The 20,287-nt window shown below is 35.4% G+C and carries 16 protein-coding genes; 6 read left to right on the forward strand and 10 right to left on the reverse strand.

The window, feature by feature from the left end; all coding sequences use genetic code 11:
* Positions 1 to 170: 170 nt before the first annotated feature.
* Entirely contained in the window at positions 171 to 677 is a 507-nt protein-coding gene (locus QOL71_RS01530) for a hypothetical protein (RefSeq protein WP_283415253.1), read from the forward strand.
* Positions 678 to 722: 45 nt separating this feature from the next.
* Here QOL71_RS01530 and QOL71_RS01535 read toward each other — a convergent pair whose 3' ends face one another.
* From QOL71_RS01535 to QOL71_RS01560, 6 genes are all read right to left on the reverse strand, one after another.
* Entirely contained in the window at positions 723 to 2,162 is a 1,440-nt protein-coding gene (locus QOL71_RS01535; RefSeq protein WP_283415254.1) for a glycoside hydrolase family 30 protein, read from the reverse strand.
* A 37-nt stretch (positions 2,163 to 2,199) separates the two neighbouring features.
* The gene (locus tag QOL71_RS01540; RefSeq protein WP_283415255.1) at positions 2,200 to 2,985 is read right to left on the reverse strand and encodes a glycoside hydrolase family 16 protein; all 786 of its coding nucleotides are present in this window, start codon (positions 2,983 to 2,985) and stop codon (positions 2,200 to 2,202) included.
* A 15-nt stretch (positions 2,986 to 3,000) separates the two neighbouring features.
* Positions 3,001 to 4,461: a glycoside hydrolase family 30 protein gene (locus tag QOL71_RS01545; protein ID WP_283415256.1), complete on the reverse strand. Its 1,461-nt coding sequence runs from the start codon at positions 4,459 to 4,461 to the stop codon at positions 3,001 to 3,003.
* Between the two features lie 176 nt (positions 4,462 to 4,637).
* Entirely contained in the window at positions 4,638 to 5,519 is an 882-nt protein-coding gene (locus QOL71_RS01550) for a hypothetical protein (RefSeq protein WP_283415257.1), read from the reverse strand.
* An 18-nt stretch (positions 5,520 to 5,537) separates the two neighbouring features.
* Positions 5,538 to 7,091, reverse strand: coding sequence for a RagB/SusD family nutrient uptake outer membrane protein (locus QOL71_RS01555; protein ID WP_283415258.1), 1,554 nt, complete (start codon positions 7,089 to 7,091; stop codon positions 5,538 to 5,540).
* An 11-nt stretch (positions 7,092 to 7,102) separates the two neighbouring features.
* Entirely contained in the window at positions 7,103 to 10,006 is a 2,904-nt protein-coding gene (locus QOL71_RS01560; RefSeq protein WP_283415259.1) for a SusC/RagA family TonB-linked outer membrane protein, read from the reverse strand.
* 206 nt (positions 10,007 to 10,212) lie between these two features.
* Here QOL71_RS01560 and QOL71_RS01565 point away from each other — a divergent pair, with 206 nt between their 5' ends.
* Together QOL71_RS01565 and QOL71_RS01570 are read left to right on the forward strand one after the other, a co-directional pair.
* Positions 10,213 to 11,403 (forward strand): MFS transporter, encoded by a 1,191-nt coding sequence (locus QOL71_RS01565; RefSeq protein WP_283415260.1) that lies wholly within the window; start codon positions 10,213 to 10,215, stop codon positions 11,401 to 11,403.
* Complete coding sequence (locus tag QOL71_RS01570; protein ID WP_283415261.1) at positions 11,387 to 12,157, forward strand: NUDIX hydrolase; 771 nt, start codon at positions 11,387 to 11,389, stop codon at positions 12,155 to 12,157. The genes QOL71_RS01565 and QOL71_RS01570 overlap by 17 nt, the downstream gene beginning before the upstream one ends.
* A 32-nt stretch (positions 12,158 to 12,189) precedes the next feature.
* Here QOL71_RS01570 and QOL71_RS01575 read toward each other — a convergent pair whose 3' ends face one another.
* The 4 genes from QOL71_RS01575 to polA form a co-directional block, all read right to left on the reverse strand.
* On the reverse strand, positions 12,190 to 13,215 hold the full coding sequence (locus QOL71_RS01575) for a M28 family metallopeptidase (protein ID WP_283415262.1): 1,026 nt from the start codon (positions 13,213 to 13,215) through the stop codon (positions 12,190 to 12,192).
* 198 nt (positions 13,216 to 13,413) lie between these two features.
* A complete protein-coding gene (locus tag QOL71_RS01580; protein ID WP_283415263.1) occupies positions 13,414 to 13,764 on the reverse strand; it encodes a bleomycin resistance protein in 351 nt (116 codons plus the stop codon).
* Between the two features lie 27 nt (positions 13,765 to 13,791).
* The gene (locus QOL71_RS01585) at positions 13,792 to 14,061 is read right to left on the reverse strand and encodes a YciI family protein (protein WP_283415264.1); all 270 of its coding nucleotides are present in this window, start codon (positions 14,059 to 14,061) and stop codon (positions 13,792 to 13,794) included.
* A gap of 39 nt (positions 14,062 to 14,100) precedes the next feature.
* Positions 14,101 to 16,944 (reverse strand): DNA polymerase I, encoded by a 2,844-nt coding sequence (polA, locus tag QOL71_RS01590; RefSeq protein WP_283415265.1) that lies wholly within the window; start codon positions 16,942 to 16,944, stop codon positions 14,101 to 14,103.
* A 123-nt stretch (positions 16,945 to 17,067) separates the two neighbouring features.
* Between polA and QOL71_RS01595 the strand changes: the two genes are divergently transcribed.
* The 3 genes from QOL71_RS01595 (at position 17,068) to QOL71_RS01605 (ending at position 20,232) form a co-directional block, all read left to right on the forward strand.
* Positions 17,068 to 18,540, forward strand: coding sequence for an SUMF1/EgtB/PvdO family nonheme iron enzyme (locus QOL71_RS01595; protein WP_283415266.1), 1,473 nt, complete (start codon positions 17,068 to 17,070; stop codon positions 18,538 to 18,540).
* A 71-nt stretch (positions 18,541 to 18,611) separates the two neighbouring features.
* Complete coding sequence (locus tag QOL71_RS01600; protein WP_283415267.1) at positions 18,612 to 19,526, forward strand: PKD domain-containing protein; 915 nt, start codon at positions 18,612 to 18,614, stop codon at positions 19,524 to 19,526.
* A 124-nt stretch (positions 19,527 to 19,650) separates the two neighbouring features.
* A complete protein-coding gene (locus QOL71_RS01605) occupies positions 19,651 to 20,232 on the forward strand; it encodes a pyruvate decarboxylase (RefSeq protein ID WP_283415268.1) in 582 nt (193 codons plus the stop codon).
* Positions 20,233 to 20,287: the final 55 nt, after the last annotated feature.

Here is a 20,287-nt window from a genome sequence, read left to right on the forward strand (position 1 = left end):
ATTTAACCTTTATTAATCAGCTTTTTATGAGTTGGTTGCAATACTCTATTTAACATAATATAAATTATAGGACATTTTATAATTGCTAAACTGAGCATATCCGACACTATTTCTATGTGATATTTTGGTATAATATTTTCTAATTTTATTCTGTCACAAAATAATCTATTATGAAAAAAATTATTTTAATTCTATCAGGCGTTACAATTATCCATTCTTGTGAAAAAAATGACGGCAAACAACTGAATGTTGAAAACCGAAAACCTGATACGTTAGCCATTCCTGATAATGAAAAAAATCAGATTTCTACAACAGAAAATGTTGATTATTGTTACATGAATGTGTTGGCTAAAGATTCTATGACATTATCCTATAAAATTGTTAACGGAAAAGTTTCCGGTAAATTGGCATACAAAAATTTTGAAAAAGATTCTTCAACCGGTGATGTTTCCGGAACCGTTTCCGGTGATACTTTGAAACTGAATTATAAGTTTATGTCTGAAGGTACGACAAGCGAGCGCGAAGTTTACTTTTTACAGGATAGCGGTGTTTTGCTTGAAGGAATCGGAAGTTATTCAAATAATAATTCTCCAAACCAAGTTTACGTTTCATCCAAAGCAATTAATTATTCCAAAGGAAGACGATTAACACCAACTGATTGTAAACATTTAAAATAAATACAGCAGCTAAAAACTGCTGTATTACCCTTAAAAATATATAATTTATAAAACTATAGTCTGTATAGAATGTGCCGGCGCCGAAAGTTTGGAAGATTTTCCTTCGATCCATAAATTAAAATCTGTGTCGGTATTACCTTCGTTCATCACTACAACGACCAGTTTCCCATTTTCATTCATAAAACTTGTTGATAATAAGAAGTCTTTGTTGGTAGAACTTCCTACACGCCGAGCATTGGGTTTGATGTATTTTGAAAGATGGCCAATGTAATAATATTCGTAAGTGTAGTGCAACTCCCCTTTTCCGGTATCTGCGATAACTGGTGCAAAACAAAAATTACCCACATGATTGGGGCCACCTTTTTCATCCAAAAGAATGTTCCAGTCTGTCCAGGCAGAAGTTCCTTTGTTGAAATCGTTAATCATATTTCGTCCATACAATTCGCCTAAGCTTATATCATAAATTTTAGAAAAATCAAATTGTTCTTTGCAACCTTCTGTGAAAATCAGGAATTTGTCAGGAAAAGCTCTGTAAGTTTCAGCCACATTATCAAATAATTGCGATTTGTTATTCCACGTCTCATACCAGTGATAACCAATACCGGAAGCGTATTTGGAAGTTTCCTGGTCTTGTAAAGTGGTTGTAGCGCGTTGATACATCAGGTCTCTGTTATGATCCCAGATAATTACTTTTTTATCTTTGTAGCCATTTTTCCACAATGCCGGACCAAGATTTTCTCTTAGCAATTTGGCTTCTTCATCCGCTGTATAAAGGCAAGATTCCCAGGTCTGAGTCGCCATTGGTTCATTCTGAACACTGAGTCCCCAGACCGGAATATTTCTTTTCTCATATTCCTGAATGAATTTGATATAATAATTGGCCCAAACCTGATAATATTTATCCAAAAGACGCCCGCCTTTCAGCATATTATTATTCGATTTCATCCACGCTGGCGGACTCCACGGACTGAAATAAAATCTGAAATCTTTTGGATCGATAGCTTGTTGTGCTAGTTTTATCAATGGAATCTTATACTGTTCATCGTGCTTGATATCGAATGAGCTTAACGAAGTGTCATTATCTTTTACATAGGTATAGCTGTCGCTGGAAAAATCACAAGAATTCATATTGGTTCTGATAACGTTGTATCCCAAACCGGTTTTCCCATAATAAGCTTCGATCAATTCTTTCTGCTTTTCTTTTGGAAGTTTAGCAAAAACCTCAGCAGACGCGTCTGTAATGGCACCACCAAATCCTATCAGTTTCTGGTATTTGAAATCAGGATCTACGAAAACACAGATGTCGGTTTCTTTAGGTTGAGGAAAATCTATGAATTTGGCATTCGCTTTCTTGGCAAATTTTTCGTTATTTTTTTGGGAAGTCATGAAGACTCTACCCTCTTTCATTCCTTTTTTCCAGTAATTCTGCGCATTGGCATTAATGATCATTCCTGTCAAAAAGCAAGATAAAATTAATCTATTCATTAGATGAAAATCTATAAAATATAGAATTGTATTTTAGTTATTTTGATTTATAAATCCTTACGTAATCGATTAAGAATTTCTGAGGATAAATCCCCGAATCGACGCCTTCTTTCCCACCCCAATTACCGCCGACAGCTTGATTAAGAATCAAATAAAACGGCTGATCAAATGGCCAGGCGTCGTAAGTTTTTTCTGTATTGATGTAAGTAAAGTATTTTTTGTTATCTACGAACATTTCTATTTTGTCAGGAGTCCAATCAGCTCTATAAACATGAAATTGGCTGGTTGCATCTTTCACAATAATCGTATCAGTTTTCTGAGTTCCGATGATATGATTGTACTTTTTGGTATGAACAGATCCGTGGACAAAACCCTCGTTGTAACCCACGTGTTCCATTATGTCGATTTCCCCGTCATCCGGCCATTCCTTGATATTTTTACTTAGCATCCAGATAGCTGGCCATGTTCCTTTTCCTTTTGGTAACTTAGCTCGCACTTCAATGCTTCCATACTGAAAAGGGAAAGTTTCTTTTGTAATTAACTTTGCGGAAGTATAATCATTCTTTTCCCATTTTTCTTTTCTGGCTTCTATGATGAGATTTCCGTTTTCTACTCTAGCGTTTTCTTTTCGGTCTTTGGTATAAAACTGAAGCTCATTATTACCAAAACCATCTCCTCCCACTTCGAATGTCCATTTTGAAGGATCAATCATCGCTCCGTTAAATTCATCCTGAAAAATCAACTCTCTTTTGTCTTTTGCTGTGGAACAGGATATTGCTATAGACAACAAAATAATATTAGAAATAGAAAAAACTCTTTTCATACTAATTGTTTGAAATTAAAAGACAAATGTTGCGACAGACTTTGGCGTTAATGATGTAACTGCGGTTTTATTTTTAAATCTGATATTAAAATTTTCGGTAGTATCACCTTCATTCAGAACAATCAAAGCTGTCTTTCCATCGGGTCTTGTAAATGCAACCGAACTCAGATTTCCCGGCTGCGTTGATGCAATTCTTTGAGAATTTTGAGGAACAAATTTAGAAGCCTGAGCGATGATATAATAAGCTACGTTTCTTGTAAAAGCTTCACTCGAATTAATTGTAATGGCGCCTTTACATTCTGTACACCCGCCTTGTGTATGAGGATTAAATGAAGCATCATTAGCAACATTCCATTCCAGTGCTACTTTGCTCCAGTTTCTCATAGAGCCAATGATGACGTTTTTAGTATGCCAAACAAAATCTCCTGAAAATGAAGAATTAGCACCCGTCCATTGCTCTGTAAAATATAAGTTTTTGTTTGGGTATGCTAAATGTACATTACTTAAAACTGAGATATTTCCAGCATAAAGGTGAAAAGCTGAGCCGTCAACATATTTTGCAGCTTCAGCGTCTGCTAAGATGTTCATTGGATAATCCGGCTTGTCACAATTGTGATCATAAAGAATAATTTTGGTGCTGATATTAGCTGTTTGAAAAGCAGGTCCCAAATGATTTTTAATAAATTCCCCTTGTTGTGCAGAAGTCATATACATACTTGGATTGTTCCCCGGATGCAAAGGTTCATTCTGAGGTGTAATAGCATCAATAGTGATTCCCTGCGCTTTCATCGCCTGTATGTATTTTACAAAATATTGAGCATAAGCACTATAGTATTGAGGTAATAAACTGCCACCAACACTGCTTCCGTTATCTTTCATCCAAACCGGTGGTGACCAGGGCGTTGCAATGATTTTGATATTTGGGTTGATTGTCAGGATTTTTTTAAGCATATCAATCATTGCCTGATCTTTTGCTAATGAAAATTGAGAAAGTGAAGGATCTGTCTGTCCTGCAGGCATATCGTCATAAGAAAAAACTTCTGCGTTAAGGTCAGATGCACCGATGCTTAGTCTGAGATAGCTTACTCCGATTGAATTCTCATTATTGGAAAAAAGATTCTGAAGCAATTCCTCTTTTTTTGATGCTGATAATTGATTGATTACCTGAACGCTACCACCTGTCAAGGTATAGCCAAAACCGTCAATCATTTGATATTTCTGCTCTGAGTCAATATCTATCGTTTGATAATTATTAGAAGCATTTTTGAAATAAATATCGTTTTGCTTTTGAAGTTTAACCGTTTCATCTGCTTTTGTCAGCCAAAATGATGCAGAAGTATAATTTCCATTATCTTCTCCATTGTCACCGGGAGGATTGGCTTGTTCATCTACACTGCTGCTTTGACAAAACAGGAGAGAAAAAAACGTAATTCCTAAGAAAAATAACTTGTTAGGGAAAATTTTATTATTGTACATTTTAATAGATTTATTGAAAATCAACAGCTTCCAAAGAAAATTGTATTGAAATAATTTAGATTTTCCAATACAGCTCTCTTTTTAAAAGAGAAGCTTAATTGATGTTAATTGAGTGTGAAAAAAATGAAAGAGGTTTTTGAGGACCTCTTTCACCCTAAGAATATGATAAGAAAAAATTAGTTTACTCCTCGGAATTCTACACTTGTAATAGTTATTCCGTCTTTCATGTTATTACCCCCGGAACGGATTGCAAAATACGCTGTGCCGGTTTTAGTTGCAGTGAAATAACCATCAGGATTATTAACATTTTTTGATCCTATTACAGATATTTTAGCTTTTTCAAAAGGATTTTTTCCACTTCCTGCCCAGGTGTTGATACCTCTTAACCACGTTGTATCATTACCATCGCCAGTGTAATCATTGTTTGGGGTTGGTTTAGTATAGCCTACATAGATTTCAAACCAAGAGTCTTCTACACCAGATTTTGAGCTTACAATAGCATCGGCTTGATATTTTGTACCTTCAACTACTTCCACAGCCTGATACATAACATTTCTATTCCATCCAGATGATGTAAAAGTTGCATTTCCAGTTCCCCAAGCCCAAAGAGCTGTATTGGAAGGATTAGGGAATGTTAAAGTCCATTTTGCCACATCAGCAGCGTCCATAAACTTTCCACCTTGAATCAAATTTCCTGCTTTAGGATCACGTACAGGTACTGTAATAGATTGGCTGGCCGTACCTCCAACCATTCCACCTTGTCCAATGATTTGATGCCTGATATCATAAGTACCTTCATCAGGTAAAAAAATATCATAAATATTGGGTCCGGGCGAAAATGTTCCAATACCTATATCCCATTTTGATTGAATATAATTGTTATTGGATGACGTTAATCTGTAGTGGTTTTCGGATGTCTTTGTTACTGTGAAAGATGCATCAGAGTTGGTAGGTGTTAGACCATTTCCATCCCCATCTACAGTATCGGGTACACAAGACAAAATCAACAGAGAAGCTGATATTATACTTAAAATTTTTCTCGAAATTTTTGTTTTCATAAAACTAATTTTACGATATTAATATTGTGGATTTTGATTTAAAGCTGTGTTAAGTAATTCAGTGTAAGGAATTGGTAATACTTCATTTTTTCCACTTACAAATCCTTTAGAAGAAAGTTTAGAAGCTGCATCTCCCCATCTTACAAGATCAAACCAACGATGTCCTTCGCCTGCCAGCTCTCGTCTTCTCTCATCTTTTATAGCTTGTAAAGAAACAGGTACTGATGCTAATCCGACTCTTGCTCTTACCGCATCTAATAATGCTTGTGCTCGAGAGCCTGTTGCACCAAGAGCCTCTGCTTCCATTAGATAAGTATCTGCTAAACGGATTAAAATATAGTTTTGTCTAAAATTAAGCTCCATTGACCCAGGCAAGTCAGATACACCAGTTCTATATGGAGCATATTTTTTCAAAAAGTAACCGGTGTCGGAATATGCAGGAGAGTAGGTTATTTGACCGTCTTGCTGAAGTTTTTTTGCATTAAGAATAGTTACGTCAGCTCTTGGATCGCCTTGCATAAAATTGAATAAATCATCTGTAACAGTATTAAAAGCCCAACCAGAAACAATATCTGGGGCATTACTACCTGATGATAAAGTATAAGATCTTGGCCCTGTCATAATACAAATTGAGTTTCCTTCATCTTTACCTTGTCCCCAAAAACTCCAATCTGACATACCAGCATTTGTATAAACTGCTTCGACAATTGATTCAGATGTAAATTTATGATATTCATACTTGTCATTTGAAACTTTGTACATTTCAAACAAAGTTTTATAATCATCTACCAATTTATAACCATATTGACTAATTTGGCCAGGAGTTCCATTTACTTGTGCAAATTGAGCAGCTGCCTCAGTCTTTTTGTTATTATACAAATATATTTTTCCTAGAATAGCCCTTGCTCCTCCTTGCGTAATACGTCCATTTTCGGATCCTGAAACTGTCATTGGTAAATCAGCTAGAACATTAACAATATCTCCTTCGATTTTATTATATATTTCCTCACGAGGTGTTTGCGGAATATTCCAATAATCATCATCAGAATTAATCGGTTTTAGAATTAAAGGAATGTTTCCAAACATTTTTATTAACTCGAAATAGTATAATGACCTCAAAACTGTTACTTCTGCTAAGATTCTCTTTTTAAAAGCATCATTAACAGGTGCACTAGGGATTCTATCAATTACCCAGTTTGCTCGCGCTATTCCTTGATAATAATCTTTCCAATAACTTGCGGGCATTGTAATTGGGTTAATTCTATAATTATTAAATCCCTGAATTCCTGCTCCATCTGTTGAACTACCCCCACCAGCATAAAAATCATCGGACCCGGCATTGAAAAAAGTAACCATATTTTCAAAACCGCCAGCGTATTTTTTCATTATATCATACACAGATGCTGTTGCGCTTAGGCATTGATCCTCTGTTTTGAAATAATTAACGTCATCAAATGAGCCTATATTTTCTACATCACCGATGTAATCTCCAGTGCAACTTAAACTTCCAAGACTAATCCCAGTAAGCATAAATATTGCTAAACTTTTATATATAATTCTTTTATTTTTCATTTTTGTTATAATTAAAATTGAATATTTGCTCCGAATAAAAATGTTCTTGCTTGTGGATAGTATGCTCTGTCGATACCATACTCATTACCTCCTGCTATTTCAGGGTCATATCCTGTATATTTAGTAAATGTGAATAAATTTTCTCCAGTTACAAAAATTCTAACCTTATTAGCACCGAATCTAGTAGTAACATCTTTCGGCAATGTATAACCTAGTGAAACTAATTTGATTCTCATATAATCTCCTTTTTGTAAATAATAACTAGACATTTTTGTGTAATTCCCATTAGGATCCAATCTTGTTAGTCTTGGATTGTCATTAGTGGATCCTTCTCCAGTCCATCTATCAAGAATGGATGTTTGATAGTTTGCATCCAACATATCTAATCTTCTAAGCCCTTGAAGAATCTTATTACCCCCTTGACCCTGAGCAAATACCATTAAATCCCAATTCTTATAATTCATATTTATTGTGAATCCATAAGTATATTTTGGTAAAGAACTTCCGATATCCACCATATCATCTTCTGTAATTTTACCGTCACCATTGTTATCTTGCCAAATAAAATCACCAGGTTTAGCATTCGGTAAAATCATATCTCCATTTGAATTAACATAAGAATTGATTTGTGCCTGGTTTTGAAATACACCATTGTATGTGTAACCATAAAAAGTTCCTACAGGTTTACCCACTTGTAATCTAGAAACTGTTCCCATTGAATGTAATGATGAAAATTCTCTCCATTCTACATCATCTTCAAGTCTAAGAACCTTATTTTTATTTGTAGAGAAGTTACCTGTAAATGAAATTCCAAAATCTTCCCAATTTTTTTTGTATCCAAGCTCAAATTCTAAACCTTTATTTTCCATATCTCCAATATTGGCAAATGGATCTGTAGGTACACCTACATATCCAGGGATTGCAACTCTACGTAAGATATCAGTCGTTTTTTTATAATACCAATCAAACCCAAGTGTAAAATCTTTTAAAAAACGAATATCTGCTCCAACATCAGTTTGAGCTGTCTCTTCCCATTTAAGATTAGGATTACCTAGTGTATTAGGGCTATAACCAATAATTATAGCAGGATTAATTTCTCCATTAGGATAATTACTGCCAGCAACTAAGGAACTCCTATACATAAAATCGTCAATAGCATCGTTACCTAAGACTCCATATCCTCCTCTTATTTTTAAAGTGTTAATAATCTCATTATCTTTCCAAAAACCTTCTTTATGTACGTTCCAACCTAAAGAGAATGAAGGGAAATTACCCCAATATTTTAAAAACTTGGACGAGCCATCCCTTCTGAATGTTCCAGTAAATAGATATTTATCTTGATAATCATATATGAAGCGTCCGAAATAAGATGCTCTTCTGGTTTGAGAAGTATCCCAAGCACTTGCTGTGATGTTCTTAGCATCTACGGAATAAAAGGCAGCTTCATACCAATTTTCTACAGGTAAATTGGTATAGGTCACACTCTCGCCAGAACCAACATTATATCTATAAACACCTTGACCGATCATTAAATTAAAGTTATGATCTCCAAATCTTTTTTGATATGTTAAAGTGTTTTCAAAGCTCCATTCAAATTTAGTCTGAGTGGTCCTATTCAAACTATTAAAAATAAGATTACTTAATGTTGAACTTAAATAAAACTTAGGCGTAAATCCTTCACTACCCCAAAAAGATTTTTTACCATTCAGAGTAGTTTTAAAATTTAGGCCGGGTGCTAACTTTAAATCAACAAAAACATTTCCAACAAAATCATCTGACCATCCATTTCTTCCTTGTTGTGTGTAACGATAAGCTAAAGGGTTTGACATTTCTTGATTTACCCATGGAGAAATACCATAAAGATTACCATTAGCGTCTCTAATCATAGGTCTATTTTCTGGATAAGTATCGGGATTAACTAAAGACCAATCTGTTACAACAGCTGGTGTTGTAGGATCTAAGTTGATTGCAGAACTTAACGGTCCTCCAAAAGTTTCATTAACTCCAATCCCCTGACTTCTTTGATGAGTATACAAAAACGTTTGTCCAATAGTTAAGAAATCGGTAACTTTATGGGTAGAATTTAAGCGAGCATTAATTCTTTTATAATTAGAGATATCTCCCATTACAATACCCGTCTGATCAAAATACCCAAAAGAAGCGTAATAAGTAGACTTATCATTTCCACCATTGATACTTACCTCATGAGATTGTCTGTTTCCTGTATTGAAAATAGTATTTTGCCAATCTGTACCTTGTCCAAAAGCACTTGGATTTGAAAATCTAATAGGCGAACCGTCATTTGCAAAACCTTCATTAATAATGGTTGCATATTGAGTAGCATTCAATAAATCAAGCTTTCTTGCTACAGAAGAAGTTCCAAAACTTCCATTGTAAGATAAATTAAGTACTCCTTTTTTTCCTTTTTTTGTAGTAACGAGAACAACACCGCGTGCAGCACTTACACCATAAATAGCTGAAGAAGCTCCGTCTTTCAAAACTTCAATACTTTCTATATCAGATTGATTTAACCAACCAATTCCATCAACTATAATTCCATCTACAACCCACATTGGATCATTACCACCAGCACCAAAACTAGTAAGACCTCTAATTCTTACAGTTGCTCCAGATCCTGGCTGTCCAGAGTTAGTAACAACAGATACACCAGCAGCTCTACCTTGTAAAACCTGTTCCGGTTTTCCGGCTGGGATTTCTTCAATATCCGAAGCTTTGATACTTGCAATGGCCCCCGTTACATTGCTTTTCTTTTGAGCCCCATAACCGATAACAACTACTTCTTCTATTGCTTTTTCCTTAGAAGCAGTATCTCTTACCTGTTGCTGAGCTGAGTAGTTGGCTGTGAAATAAAGCACAGCTGCTAACCCAAGACATTTTGAATACTTTAAGTTCATATTTAATTAATTTTTGTTAATCTCAAACTGAGACAATAAAAGTATCTTTTTTTTTGATACGACAAAATTTTTTTTTAATTTTTTAAATATTCCTTTATTAATGAGACATTTAAAGAGATGATTATCATAGAAAATTATTATTTTTATTATATTTGGAATCCCCAAAAAAGATGTCTAATGTTAATAATAAGTTAATAACGATTTAAATGACTGTTAATAGAAATAAGATAAAAGCGCCATTGATTTTGAATTTTTTGATCTTTTCAATGCTGCTTAACAGTATGGGGGTAATTATTCTTCAACTTTCCAATCAGGTTTCCTATAAAGGTTTGGGGGTTTTAGAATCTTTTAAAGATATTCCAATTGTTATCGTCTCATTGTTATGTGTTAATCTGATTAATAAGACGGGTAATAAAAACGCATTGATTATTTCTCTCCTGTTTGTTATAATAAGTTGTGTTGCATTGCCACTTGTGGATGCTTTTTGGTTTTTTAAAATATGGCTGAGTATTGTTGGAGTCAGCTTTGCGTTGGCTAAAATTTCAGTTTTCAGTATTATAAAAAATAATTTTAAAGACAGGCAACTGGCTAGCGCTATAAGTAGTGTTGATGCGGCATTTATGATCGGTATTTTCTTTGTCAACATAGGTTTTGGAAGTTTATTGACAAGTTCTTACGCTAACTATTGGAAATTTGGGTTTTGGATTATTGCATTATTGAGCATCATTAATGTAATAATGTTGAAATCTTTAAAAATTGAAGAAGACAAAATTATAGAGCCAGCAATGCCCGGAGAGTGGAAATTTTTTTTCAAGCCCAAAATAATCATATTCTTTATCGTCGCTTTTTTTGTGGTCTTTGTAGAACAGAGTTTTAATTCCTGGCTGCCAAGTTTTTTCAAAAATAATCTTAAAGTTAACTCCTATTTTGCACTACAATCATCTGCTTTCCTGGCACTGTTTTCTTTTTTTGGAAGGTTAATTACAAGCAGATTAATACTGAGATTTCATTGGTACAGATTTGTTATAATATGTTTGTGCATGGTATTGTTTATATTGGCAATTTCCCAAATTGTGATAATATATTTTTATAATGATTTCAAATTTTTACTTGTATTCATTATACCTATCATCGGACTATTTCTTTCGCCACTGTTTCCGCTCTATAATTCAGAGATATTGAACCAGGTTTCTAAGCAGAAAACCCATTTATTTGTCTCGTGGGTTGTAATATTTTCATCATTGGGAAGTTCGGTCGGATCGCTGTATATGGCAATGATTTTTCATGAAAAATTAAGTTATTTTTATCCTTTCTTCATTTCATTACCATTATTAATTATATTTGGACTCACTTTTTTCTTAAATAAAACTTCAATAATCAATGGCCAAAAACAATAAAATCAAGCAGAATCTTAAAGAACTTATCGACACCAAAGACTTTGTAGAACATGTCTCCGTGGATTGTGTGATTTTCGGTTTCCATAAGGATACTTTAAAGGTTCTTTTGCTCAAATATCACGACCTTGATCTTTGGGCTGTTCCGGGGGGATTTATCTTTAATGATGAAAATCTGAATGATGCTGCTGCCAGAACTTTATATGAAAGAACACATCTTTCGGACGTTTTTTTGGAGCAGTTTTACACTTTTGGGGATAGCAAAAGAACAGAGAATAATACACACCAGAAATTATTAGAAAACAGAAATATCGAAGTCGAAAAAAACCACTGGATTTATCAACGATTTATATCCGTAGGCTATTGTGCTTTAGTAGATTACACCTTGACACATACTTTCCCCGATTCTTTTAATGAGATTTGCCAATGGTTTGATATTGATAAAATCCCTAACATGGCGTTTGACCATCAGGAGATGATCGAAAAAGGACTTTTATATCTTAGAAAAAATATTGATTATCAGGTAATGGGAAGCAACCTTCTTCCGGACAAGTTTACGATGAAAGAACTCCAGCATCTTTATGAATCAATTCTTGGAGAACCTCTGAGACGCAATAATTTCCAGAGAAAAATGTTAAGCCTCAATATTTTGGAAAGATTAGAAAAGCATTACAGCGGATCGGCCAACAAAGCGCCCTATCTTTACAGATTCCTGGATAATCCCAAAATTTCAAATGCTGATTTTCTGGATAAATAAAAGCAACTCTATTGAGTTGCTTTTTTTAATTTTTATCTTGTATTTTTTCCATCAACAATGATCCGGTCTGGTCTATTAGCAAGTTCCCAAGCCGTTGCGAAAACAAGCTGCGTTCTCTTTTGCAACAATGGATAATCAATTTTATCTGGTGTATCGGTTGGTTTGTGATAATCCTCGTGGATTCCGTCAAAGAAAAATGCGACAGGGATATTGTGCTTAGCAAAGTTATAATGATCTGATCTGTAATATAATCTCTGCGGATCTTTTGGATCATCATATTTATAATTCAGTTCAAGATTTACCGTTTTTTCGTTGGCTGCAACATTGATTTTTTTCAATTCCGAACTCAACATTTCTGAACCGATAACATATACATATTGTTTGCCTCTGTTTTCCGGATCGTCGCGTCCGATCATATCAATATTGAGATCTGCTACGGTATTAGCCAAAGGAAAAACAGGATGATCCGAATAATATTCTGAACCAAAAAGTCCGTGTTCCTCACCTGTTACGTGTAAAAAAAGAATAGAACGCTTTGGTCCGTAACCTTTTTTCTTGGCTTCCTGAAAAGCTTCGGCAATTTCCATCACAGCCACTGTTCCGCTTCCGTCATCGTCTGCACCATTGTAAACTTCACCTTTTTTCATCCCAACGTGATCGTAATGGGCAGAAACAACAATGACTTCATCAGGCTTTTCTGATCCGGGAATGAAAGCCAAAATATTTTCTGAATCAGGAAGTGTTTCACCATATTTTTTCATAGCCTCGGAAGGAACTTTCTGATAATAAGAACCTAATGCCGGAGGAAATCCAATGCCATTCTTCTTGTATTGTTCAATCATATATTCTCCTGCCCTTTTCTGACCAGCACTTCCGGTGTCTCTGCCTTCCATCTTGTCATCAGCAATAACGTAAAGATTTTCCTTCAGTTCGTTCACGGTGATGCTGTTATATGCATCTTTGAAACCTTTTCCTTCATAAGTGAAATTTTTTGTGGAAGCGCAGCTGTTAAGAACGGCAACTCCGATCAAAAAACCGTACAGTTTTACATTTCTCATATATTTTTTAATATTAAGTCGAAGTAATAAAATGAATGTTACAAAGACTTTTGAAACTTTTTGATTTTAAATTCTGTTTTAAGAATTATCAATTTCTGTTAACAAAATAAAAGTCTTCAATGAATAATCTGTGCTGGAAAATTTTTTAACAACATTCTAATTTTCTATATTAGGAATTAAAGTCAATTTTCCAATTATTTATATTTTTTCTCCAAATGTCAGTAAAGTTCCTGCAGGATCAATCAGAGAAAATTCTTTCATGCTCCAGGATTTGCTTTCTAATGAACCGTTTGGATGAATTGCAATTCCTTTATCCTGGATCTGTTGATAAAATTTATCAATATTGTTTGAGATTTTCAGATAAAGCATAAAATCTGATTTTGCCGGCGTCAACTCTTTAAACTCGAAGAAATGAACTTCTGAATTATTATAAACAGCAATCAAATAATTGCCATAATCTGCCGTGAATTCGAAACCCAAATTCTTATAATAATCGATTGTATTCTGCTTATCAATAAAAGGCAGCTTGGGAATTATTTGTGAAATCATATATTGAATTTTATTTAGTTATAAAATTTAAGCTAATTCATCATTCCATTCTCTGATGGTGACTTTAGCGATCAGACCTTCCTGAACAAAAGGATCACCATTAACAAAGGCCTCAGCCGATTCTTTATCGACAAAAATTGCCATTGCACCTTCTCCCGGATTACCAAAAGCGCCTGTTCCTAAGACTTTTCCAGACTTTATAAACTCCGCTTCGAACTCTTCATGGCGGGGAAAAACTGCCATAAATTCATCCATTGATTTGTCAGTTGCGTGTTCGTAAAAAATTACTGCTTTCATATTTGTATATTTTTAAATTAATTATTTATAATCATTATTTTAATGCGCTTCCAGCCAATTATCGCCCACACCAACTTCCACCAAAAGAGGAACATTAGTTGGAAAAGCAGATTCCATTTCTTTTTTAATGAGTGATTTTGCAGTTTCCACTTCATCAATTGGTGCTTCGAAAAGTAATTCATCGTGAACCTGCAAAAGCATTTTGGTTTCCAGTTTTTGAGTTTCCAGCTCGCTGTCGATTTTTATCATTGCCAGTTTGATAATATCAGCAGCACTTCCTTGGATTGGCGCATTCACAGCATTTCTCTCGGCGTGACCTTTGACTACAAAATTGGTAGAATTAATATCTTTCAAATGACGTTTTCTTCCGAGAATCGTCTCCACATAACCGAGCTTTCTGGCTTTCTCGATCTGCTCATTCATATATTCTTTCAACCTTGGGTAGGTTTCAAAATAAGCATCTATCATTTTCTTGGCTTCGGTTCGGGAAAGTCCGGTTTGATCTGCTAATCCAAATGCACCTTGTCCATAAATGATACCAAAGTTTACTGTTTTTGCCTGACTTCTCTGGATTTTTGACACTTCGGACAATTCTATATCAAATAACTTTGCCGCTGTAGAAGCGTGGATGTCTTCGTTGTTCTGGAAAGCTGCAATCATATTTTGTTCCCCGGAAATCTCTGCAATCAACCTTAATTCGATCTGAGAATAATCGGCAGAAATGATCTTCTTGCCTACATCAGAGACAAAGGCACCACGGATTTGCTGACCTCTTAAAGTTCTGATGGGAATATTTTGTAAGTTCGGGTTAACGGAAGCTAATCTTCCTGTTGCAGCCGTTGTCTGCGAGAAATTGGTATGAACTCTGTTATCGGTTTTGTCAATCTGACCCGGCAGCGCATCTACATAAGTAGATTTTAATTTTTGATAGGTTCTGTATTCTAAGATATGTTCTATGATCTCGTGTTTACTGGCTAATTTTTGCAAAATATCTTCCGATGTAGCATATTGCCCGGTCTTGGTTTTTTTCGCTTTGGGATCCAGCTGCATTTTCTCGAAAAGAATCTCACCCAATTGTTTTGGTGAATTCATGTTGAATTCTTCTCCTGACAGTTCAAATATCTTCGATTCCAGGTTTTTAAGATCATTTTCGAGGTCTTTACTTTCCTGAGCCAGCCAATTGTTATCTAATTTTACACCGGTTAATTCGATTTTTGCAAGAACTTTCATCAATGGCATTTCGACATTGTAAAACAATTCTTCCAGGTTTTCTTTGGCTAACTGTGGTGCAAATAATTCATAAAGTTGAAATGTAACATCAGCATCTTCTGCCGCATAATCGGTTTGAGTCTGGATGTCAACTTCACGCAGCGTCAATTGATTTTTTCCTTTTTTTCCAATCAAAGACTCTATGGAAACAGGTTTATAATCCAGATACATCTCGGAAAGATAATCCATCCCGTGTCGTCCGTCGGGATTCAGAAGATAGTGTGCGATCATGGTGTCGAACAGCTTTCCTTCGACTTCAATATTATAATTCTGAAGAACTTTGTAATCGTATTTCAGATTATGAGCGATTTTCAGAACATTCTGATCTTCAAAAAACGGACGAAATATCTCAACAGTTTTCTGGGCTTCTTCCTGATTTTCAGAAATCGGAATGTAATAAGCCAATCCTTTTTTGTAGGAAAAGCTCATTCCTATCAACTCTGCTTCCAGTTCATTAAGAGAGGTCGTTTCGGTATCAAAACAAACCGCTTTTTGCTTAAGAAGATTGTCTGCCAGGATCTTTTGCGCTTTCGGGCTATCAATATATTGGTAAAGATGATCGTTTTCCGTGATATTGGTTTTGGTCGTTGTTGCCTGTTCCAATTGCTCAAAAGTGGCAAACAGATCCATTGTTCCGTTTTTGTGTACTGTTACCGTTGCATCCACAACTTCTTTAACTGTAACTTTATCATCGTCACCTTCCATTAGTTCTTCCACATATTCTTTGTTAGCAAAAGCCCGATAAAGATTTTCATATAATCTCCGGAATTCCAGCTCGTCAAAGACTTCTTTTACTTTTTCGAAATCCGGAACTTCCAGGTCATATTGTTCTTCTATGAATTCGATCGGTGCGTCGCAGAGAATCGTTGCTAACTTTTTGGATAACAAACCTCTTTCTGCGCTGGCTTCAACTTTTTCTTTAAGCTTTCCTTTTAATGTATGTGTATTGGCCAGAAGATTCTCCATCGATCCAAATTCCTGAATAAATTTCTTAGCCGTTTTCTCACCGACACCATCAAGACCCGGGATATTATCAACGGCATCACCCATCATTCCAAGATAATCGATGATCTGCTTTGGATCACTGATTTCATATTTGGCTTTAACTTCTTCAACACCAAGGATTTCAATATCCCCTCCTTTTAGTCCGGGTTTGTAAATCTTGATCTTATCAGTAACCAACTGGGCAAAATCCTTATCCGGTGTTACCATAAAAACATTATAATCTTGCTTTTCCGCTTTGCAGGCAATAGTTCCGATGACATCATCCGCCTCATAACCTTCAACGCCCAAAATAGGAATGTGCATTGCCTCCAGAATCCTGTGGATATATGGAACTGCAATCAGAATAGGTTCCGGTGTATCCTGCCGGTTGGCCTTATATTCTGTAAAATCTTCGTGACGAACATTGGTTTTTCCCACATCAAATACTACTGCCAAATGTGTCGGACGATCTCTTTTAATCAATTCTATCAAAGAATTGGTAAAACCAAAAATAGCTGATGTATTAACACCTTTTGTAGAGATTCTTGGATTTTTGATGAAGGCAAAATACCCACGAAAAATCATGGCGTAGGCATCGATGAGATATAATCTTTTGTCTGTAGAAGTCATAGAAACAAAAGTAAGGAATTTGTTTGTTCTGTCAATGAAAATTAAAAATACGTCATTTGCCTTATTTCTTTACAATATGTACCAAGTTAGATTTGTGAATTATAATTAATAAAAAATTATATCATGAATTCAAAAAACTACTTCAAGAAAATTGCAATTGCTGCAATGGGATTATTTGCTTTTAATGTTCAGGCAAATAATTTAAAAATCACCGGTACAAGTGTTGATACGAGTGCAGGAACCGTTACTTTTAACATCCAATGGGATAATAGCTGGAGGACAAATATTGCTCCTGCCAATTATGATGCGGTATGGGTATTTGTAAAGTATCAGGATTGTGCGGATAAGCTGTGGAAGCATGCTAATCTAAGTGTTGCATCCTCTGATCATTCTACTGCTTCTCCTCTTAAAATAGATGCTGTTACAGATGGCAAAGGCGTTTTTGTTTATAGAAGTGCAATAGGTGGTGGTAATATCTCCTCAACTTCTGTAACTCTTAAGATGAACGTAGCTGCAGCAAACTACGAAAATTACAATTTTAAAGTGTTCGGTGTTGAAATGGTTAATATTCCTTCAGGATCATTTTCTGTTGGTGACGGAACGTCTACATCCACTTACACACAATATACCATTACTGGCAACAGCTCAATCGCTACCTCATCATTAGGAAGCGGTGACAGTGCACCGGTAGCTTTTCCAAAAGGATATAATGCTTTTTACTCCATGAAATATGAGATTACTCAAGAGCAGTATGCAGAATTTTTAAACACACTTACCTATAACCAGCAGGCAAGAAGATCTGTAGCTGCGCCAAATTCTGCTGCAGGAACTTTTGCATTCAGCAATGCTTATGGAAATGGTATCAAGATACAGGTTCCAGGTAATAATGCATCTATACCGGCATTGTATGGTTGTGATGTGACCACAGGAGATTATAATGATGTGAATGATGGGCAGAATGTTGCAATGAATCAACTTTCCTGGTCTGATACTGCTGCATTTTTGGACTGGTCTGCACTAAGACCAATGACGGAACTGGAATTCGAAAAAATATGCAGAGGTCCATTATCTCCTGTTGCCGGAGAATATGCCTGGGGAACAACAGAAATAAATATTGCTTCTTCCACAGGTATTACCAACGCTTATACTGCAAGCGAAGGATTCAACACTGTTGCCAATGGCAGAGCTAATTATTACGCGTCAAGTGGATGGACAAATGTTGGCGCCGGGAGAACTGTTAAAGTCGGTTTTTCTGCAACCAATTCTTCAGGAAGAGCAACCGCAGCAGCGGCGTATTACGGCGCTATGGAAATGAGTGGTAATACTTATGAATTTGCAGTCACTACAAAAGCAACAGGTAATACTTATACAGGATTGGTTGGAGACGGAGAATTATCAACAACTACTGCAACGGATGGAGACGCTAACCAGGCCTCCTGGCCGGATAACACAGGCGTTTACTTAAGAGGAGGAGACTTTTTGGGTGCAGCAAATTTTAACGGAAACAACAGTTCGTTTTTAAGGATTTCTGATAGGGCATCCGGTGCTGCTCTAGCAACCAGGAACGCAGGATATGGTGGACGTGGTGTGAGATAATCATTTCTAATTTGAAAAGAAAGATAACTTTCTACCCAATTTTTAAAATAACAATTAAATCAAATTAGAAGATGAAAACATACCTAACCCAATTATCGGTTTTCTGTCTCATCTTTCTCCTGAATTCTCATCTCAAAGCCCAAGGAGAAGAAGTTTATCCTTACCGTGGCGGAAATGCAGATGGATTTGCAACAGAAACTATAGCCAATGCAATCTGTTCTACCCCTTTTCATCAATATGCTTATTTTGGCGGAAATGCAGATGGATTTGCAACAGAGACCTTAGAAAATGCTACCTGCTCTACTCCGTTTCATCAATATGCATATTTCGGGGGAAGTGGCGACGGATTTGCAACGGAAACTATCGAAAATAGTAATTGTCCTACGCCTTATCATTTCTATGCTTATTTTGGCGGAAATGGAGATGGTTTTGCAAAAGACAAAACTGAGGATGTTTGCCCAATTAATCCTCCTGTTGCAAACTTTGTGGCAGATAAGACTAACATATGCGTAGGACAGACTGTAGTTTTTACCGATACCTCTACAAATAAACCAACAGGTTGGAACTGGACTTTTTCCGGTGGATCTCCTGCTACTGCAACTACAAAAACGGTTAATGTTACCTACAATACACCGGGACTGTATCAGGTTAAGCTGGTAGTAGCGAATTATAACGGAACAGATACCATGACAAAAACAGGATATATCAATGTAGTGTCAGATTGCTCAACTTTAGCAGTCGACAACATAAATAGTGAGAAGGTACTCATATTTCCTAATCCTGCGAAAGATATATTGTATCTTCAGTCTCCAAAAGAAGTGCGGAAGATAGAAATATTTGATATGTCCGGAAGAAAAATCCTGGAAAAAACTGTAAATAAAAAAGAAACACGAATTAATATTGAGAAATTAAACTCAGGAATTTACATTCTTAAAACATTTACGGTAAACGATTCAGAAACGTTTAAAATTATTAAAAAAGATTAAAACTAATAACTAATACTATTTTTAACTGCCTATTTTTAGGCAGTTTTTATTTTTATTATAATGTTAAATTTTCTTAAAAAAATATTTATTATGTCAAATATTGGTCGTAATTTTGTATGCGATAATGAAAAAAACACTATACCCTTTCTATTTTAATTTCCTTCTATTAAATATCCTTGTTTCTTGCGCAAATTTGGGAGATAGCCTGATTTATTTTAATAAGAATGCCAAAATCCCGAAAGTAAAAACAGTGCTATATTTCAATCCCGAGATTTTTCCGGACATCTCAGAGATCAAAGAGCCAACATATACTGCTTTTTATACAGCCACTTCTGACCAGATGAAATCTCTGGGCAACCTTAAATATCTCAAAATTGATACACCAATTTCTTTCGATAATGTTGATGCAGGTACTGTTAAAGAAATCTGCAGAAACAATAATGCAGATCTTGCAGTGATTCCGAAAGTGAAATATTTCAAAGTTGGTTTCGGAAAATATGTCTTTTCCAACCAGGTAATTGTGAGTATGAAGCTTTATAATTCTGAAGGCATTTTTGTAATGGAAACTGCTTATGATACTTACAAAGGTAACGGCAGATTGCTGGGATCCGCAGAAAATTCTGTAATTATCGGGACAAAGGGTGCCATTAGGAAAATCAGTAAAGAGCTCAGAAACCGTCAGGTTGTGAATAATGATGCAACTTAATTATTAAGTAATTTTAATGCCTGTTATTCTCGATAATTATTCAGATTTTAATATT

Source organism: Epilithonimonas pallida, assembly GCF_900182975.1.
Taxonomy (GTDB): Bacteria; Bacteroidota; Bacteroidia; order Flavobacteriales; family Weeksellaceae; genus Epilithonimonas; species Epilithonimonas pallida.

Excerpts from the sequence above, each read along its gene's own strand:
- QOL71_RS01605 (WP_283415268.1), top strand. The coding sequence starts at position 19,651 with ATGAAAAAAACACTATACCCTTTCTATTTTAATTTCCTTCTATTAAAT.
- QOL71_RS01580 (WP_283415263.1), bottom strand. The coding sequence starts at position 13,764 with ATGATTTCACAAATAATTCCCAAGCTGCCTTTTATTGATAAGCAGAAT.
- QOL71_RS01530 (WP_283415253.1), top strand. The coding sequence starts at position 171 with ATGAAAAAAATTATTTTAATTCTATCAGGCGTTACAATTATCCATTCT.
- QOL71_RS01545 (WP_283415256.1), bottom strand. The coding sequence starts at position 4,461 with ATGTACAATAATAAAATTTTCCCTAACAAGTTATTTTTCTTAGGAATT.
- QOL71_RS01560 (WP_283415259.1), bottom strand. The coding sequence starts at position 10,006 with ATGAACTTAAAGTATTCAAAATGTCTTGGGTTAGCAGCTGTGCTTTAT.
- QOL71_RS01540 (WP_283415255.1), bottom strand. The coding sequence starts at position 2,985 with ATGAAAAGAGTTTTTTCTATTTCTAATATTATTTTGTTGTCTATAGCA.
- QOL71_RS01585 (WP_283415264.1), bottom strand. The coding sequence starts at position 14,061 with ATGAAAGCAGTAATTTTTTACGAACACGCAACTGACAAATCAATGGAT.
- polA (WP_283415265.1), bottom strand. The coding sequence starts at position 16,944 with ATGACTTCTACAGACAAAAGATTATATCTCATCGATGCCTACGCCATG.
- QOL71_RS01550 (WP_283415257.1), bottom strand. The coding sequence starts at position 5,519 with ATGAAAACAAAAATTTCGAGAAAAATTTTAAGTATAATATCAGCTTCT.
- QOL71_RS01575 (WP_283415262.1), bottom strand. The coding sequence starts at position 13,215 with ATGAGAAATGTAAAACTGTACGGTTTTTTGATCGGAGTTGCCGTTCTT.
- QOL71_RS01565 (WP_283415260.1), top strand. The coding sequence starts at position 10,213 with ATGACTGTTAATAGAAATAAGATAAAAGCGCCATTGATTTTGAATTTT.
- QOL71_RS01595 (WP_283415266.1), top strand. The coding sequence starts at position 17,068 with ATGAATTCAAAAAACTACTTCAAGAAAATTGCAATTGCTGCAATGGGA.
- QOL71_RS01555 (WP_283415258.1), bottom strand. The coding sequence starts at position 7,091 with ATGAAAAATAAAAGAATTATATATAAAAGTTTAGCAATATTTATGCTT.
- QOL71_RS01535 (WP_283415254.1), bottom strand. The coding sequence starts at position 2,162 with ATGAATAGATTAATTTTATCTTGCTTTTTGACAGGAATGATCATTAAT.
- QOL71_RS01600 (WP_283415267.1), top strand. The coding sequence starts at position 18,612 with ATGAAAACATACCTAACCCAATTATCGGTTTTCTGTCTCATCTTTCTC.
- QOL71_RS01570 (WP_283415261.1), top strand. The coding sequence starts at position 11,387 with ATGGCCAAAAACAATAAAATCAAGCAGAATCTTAAAGAACTTATCGAC.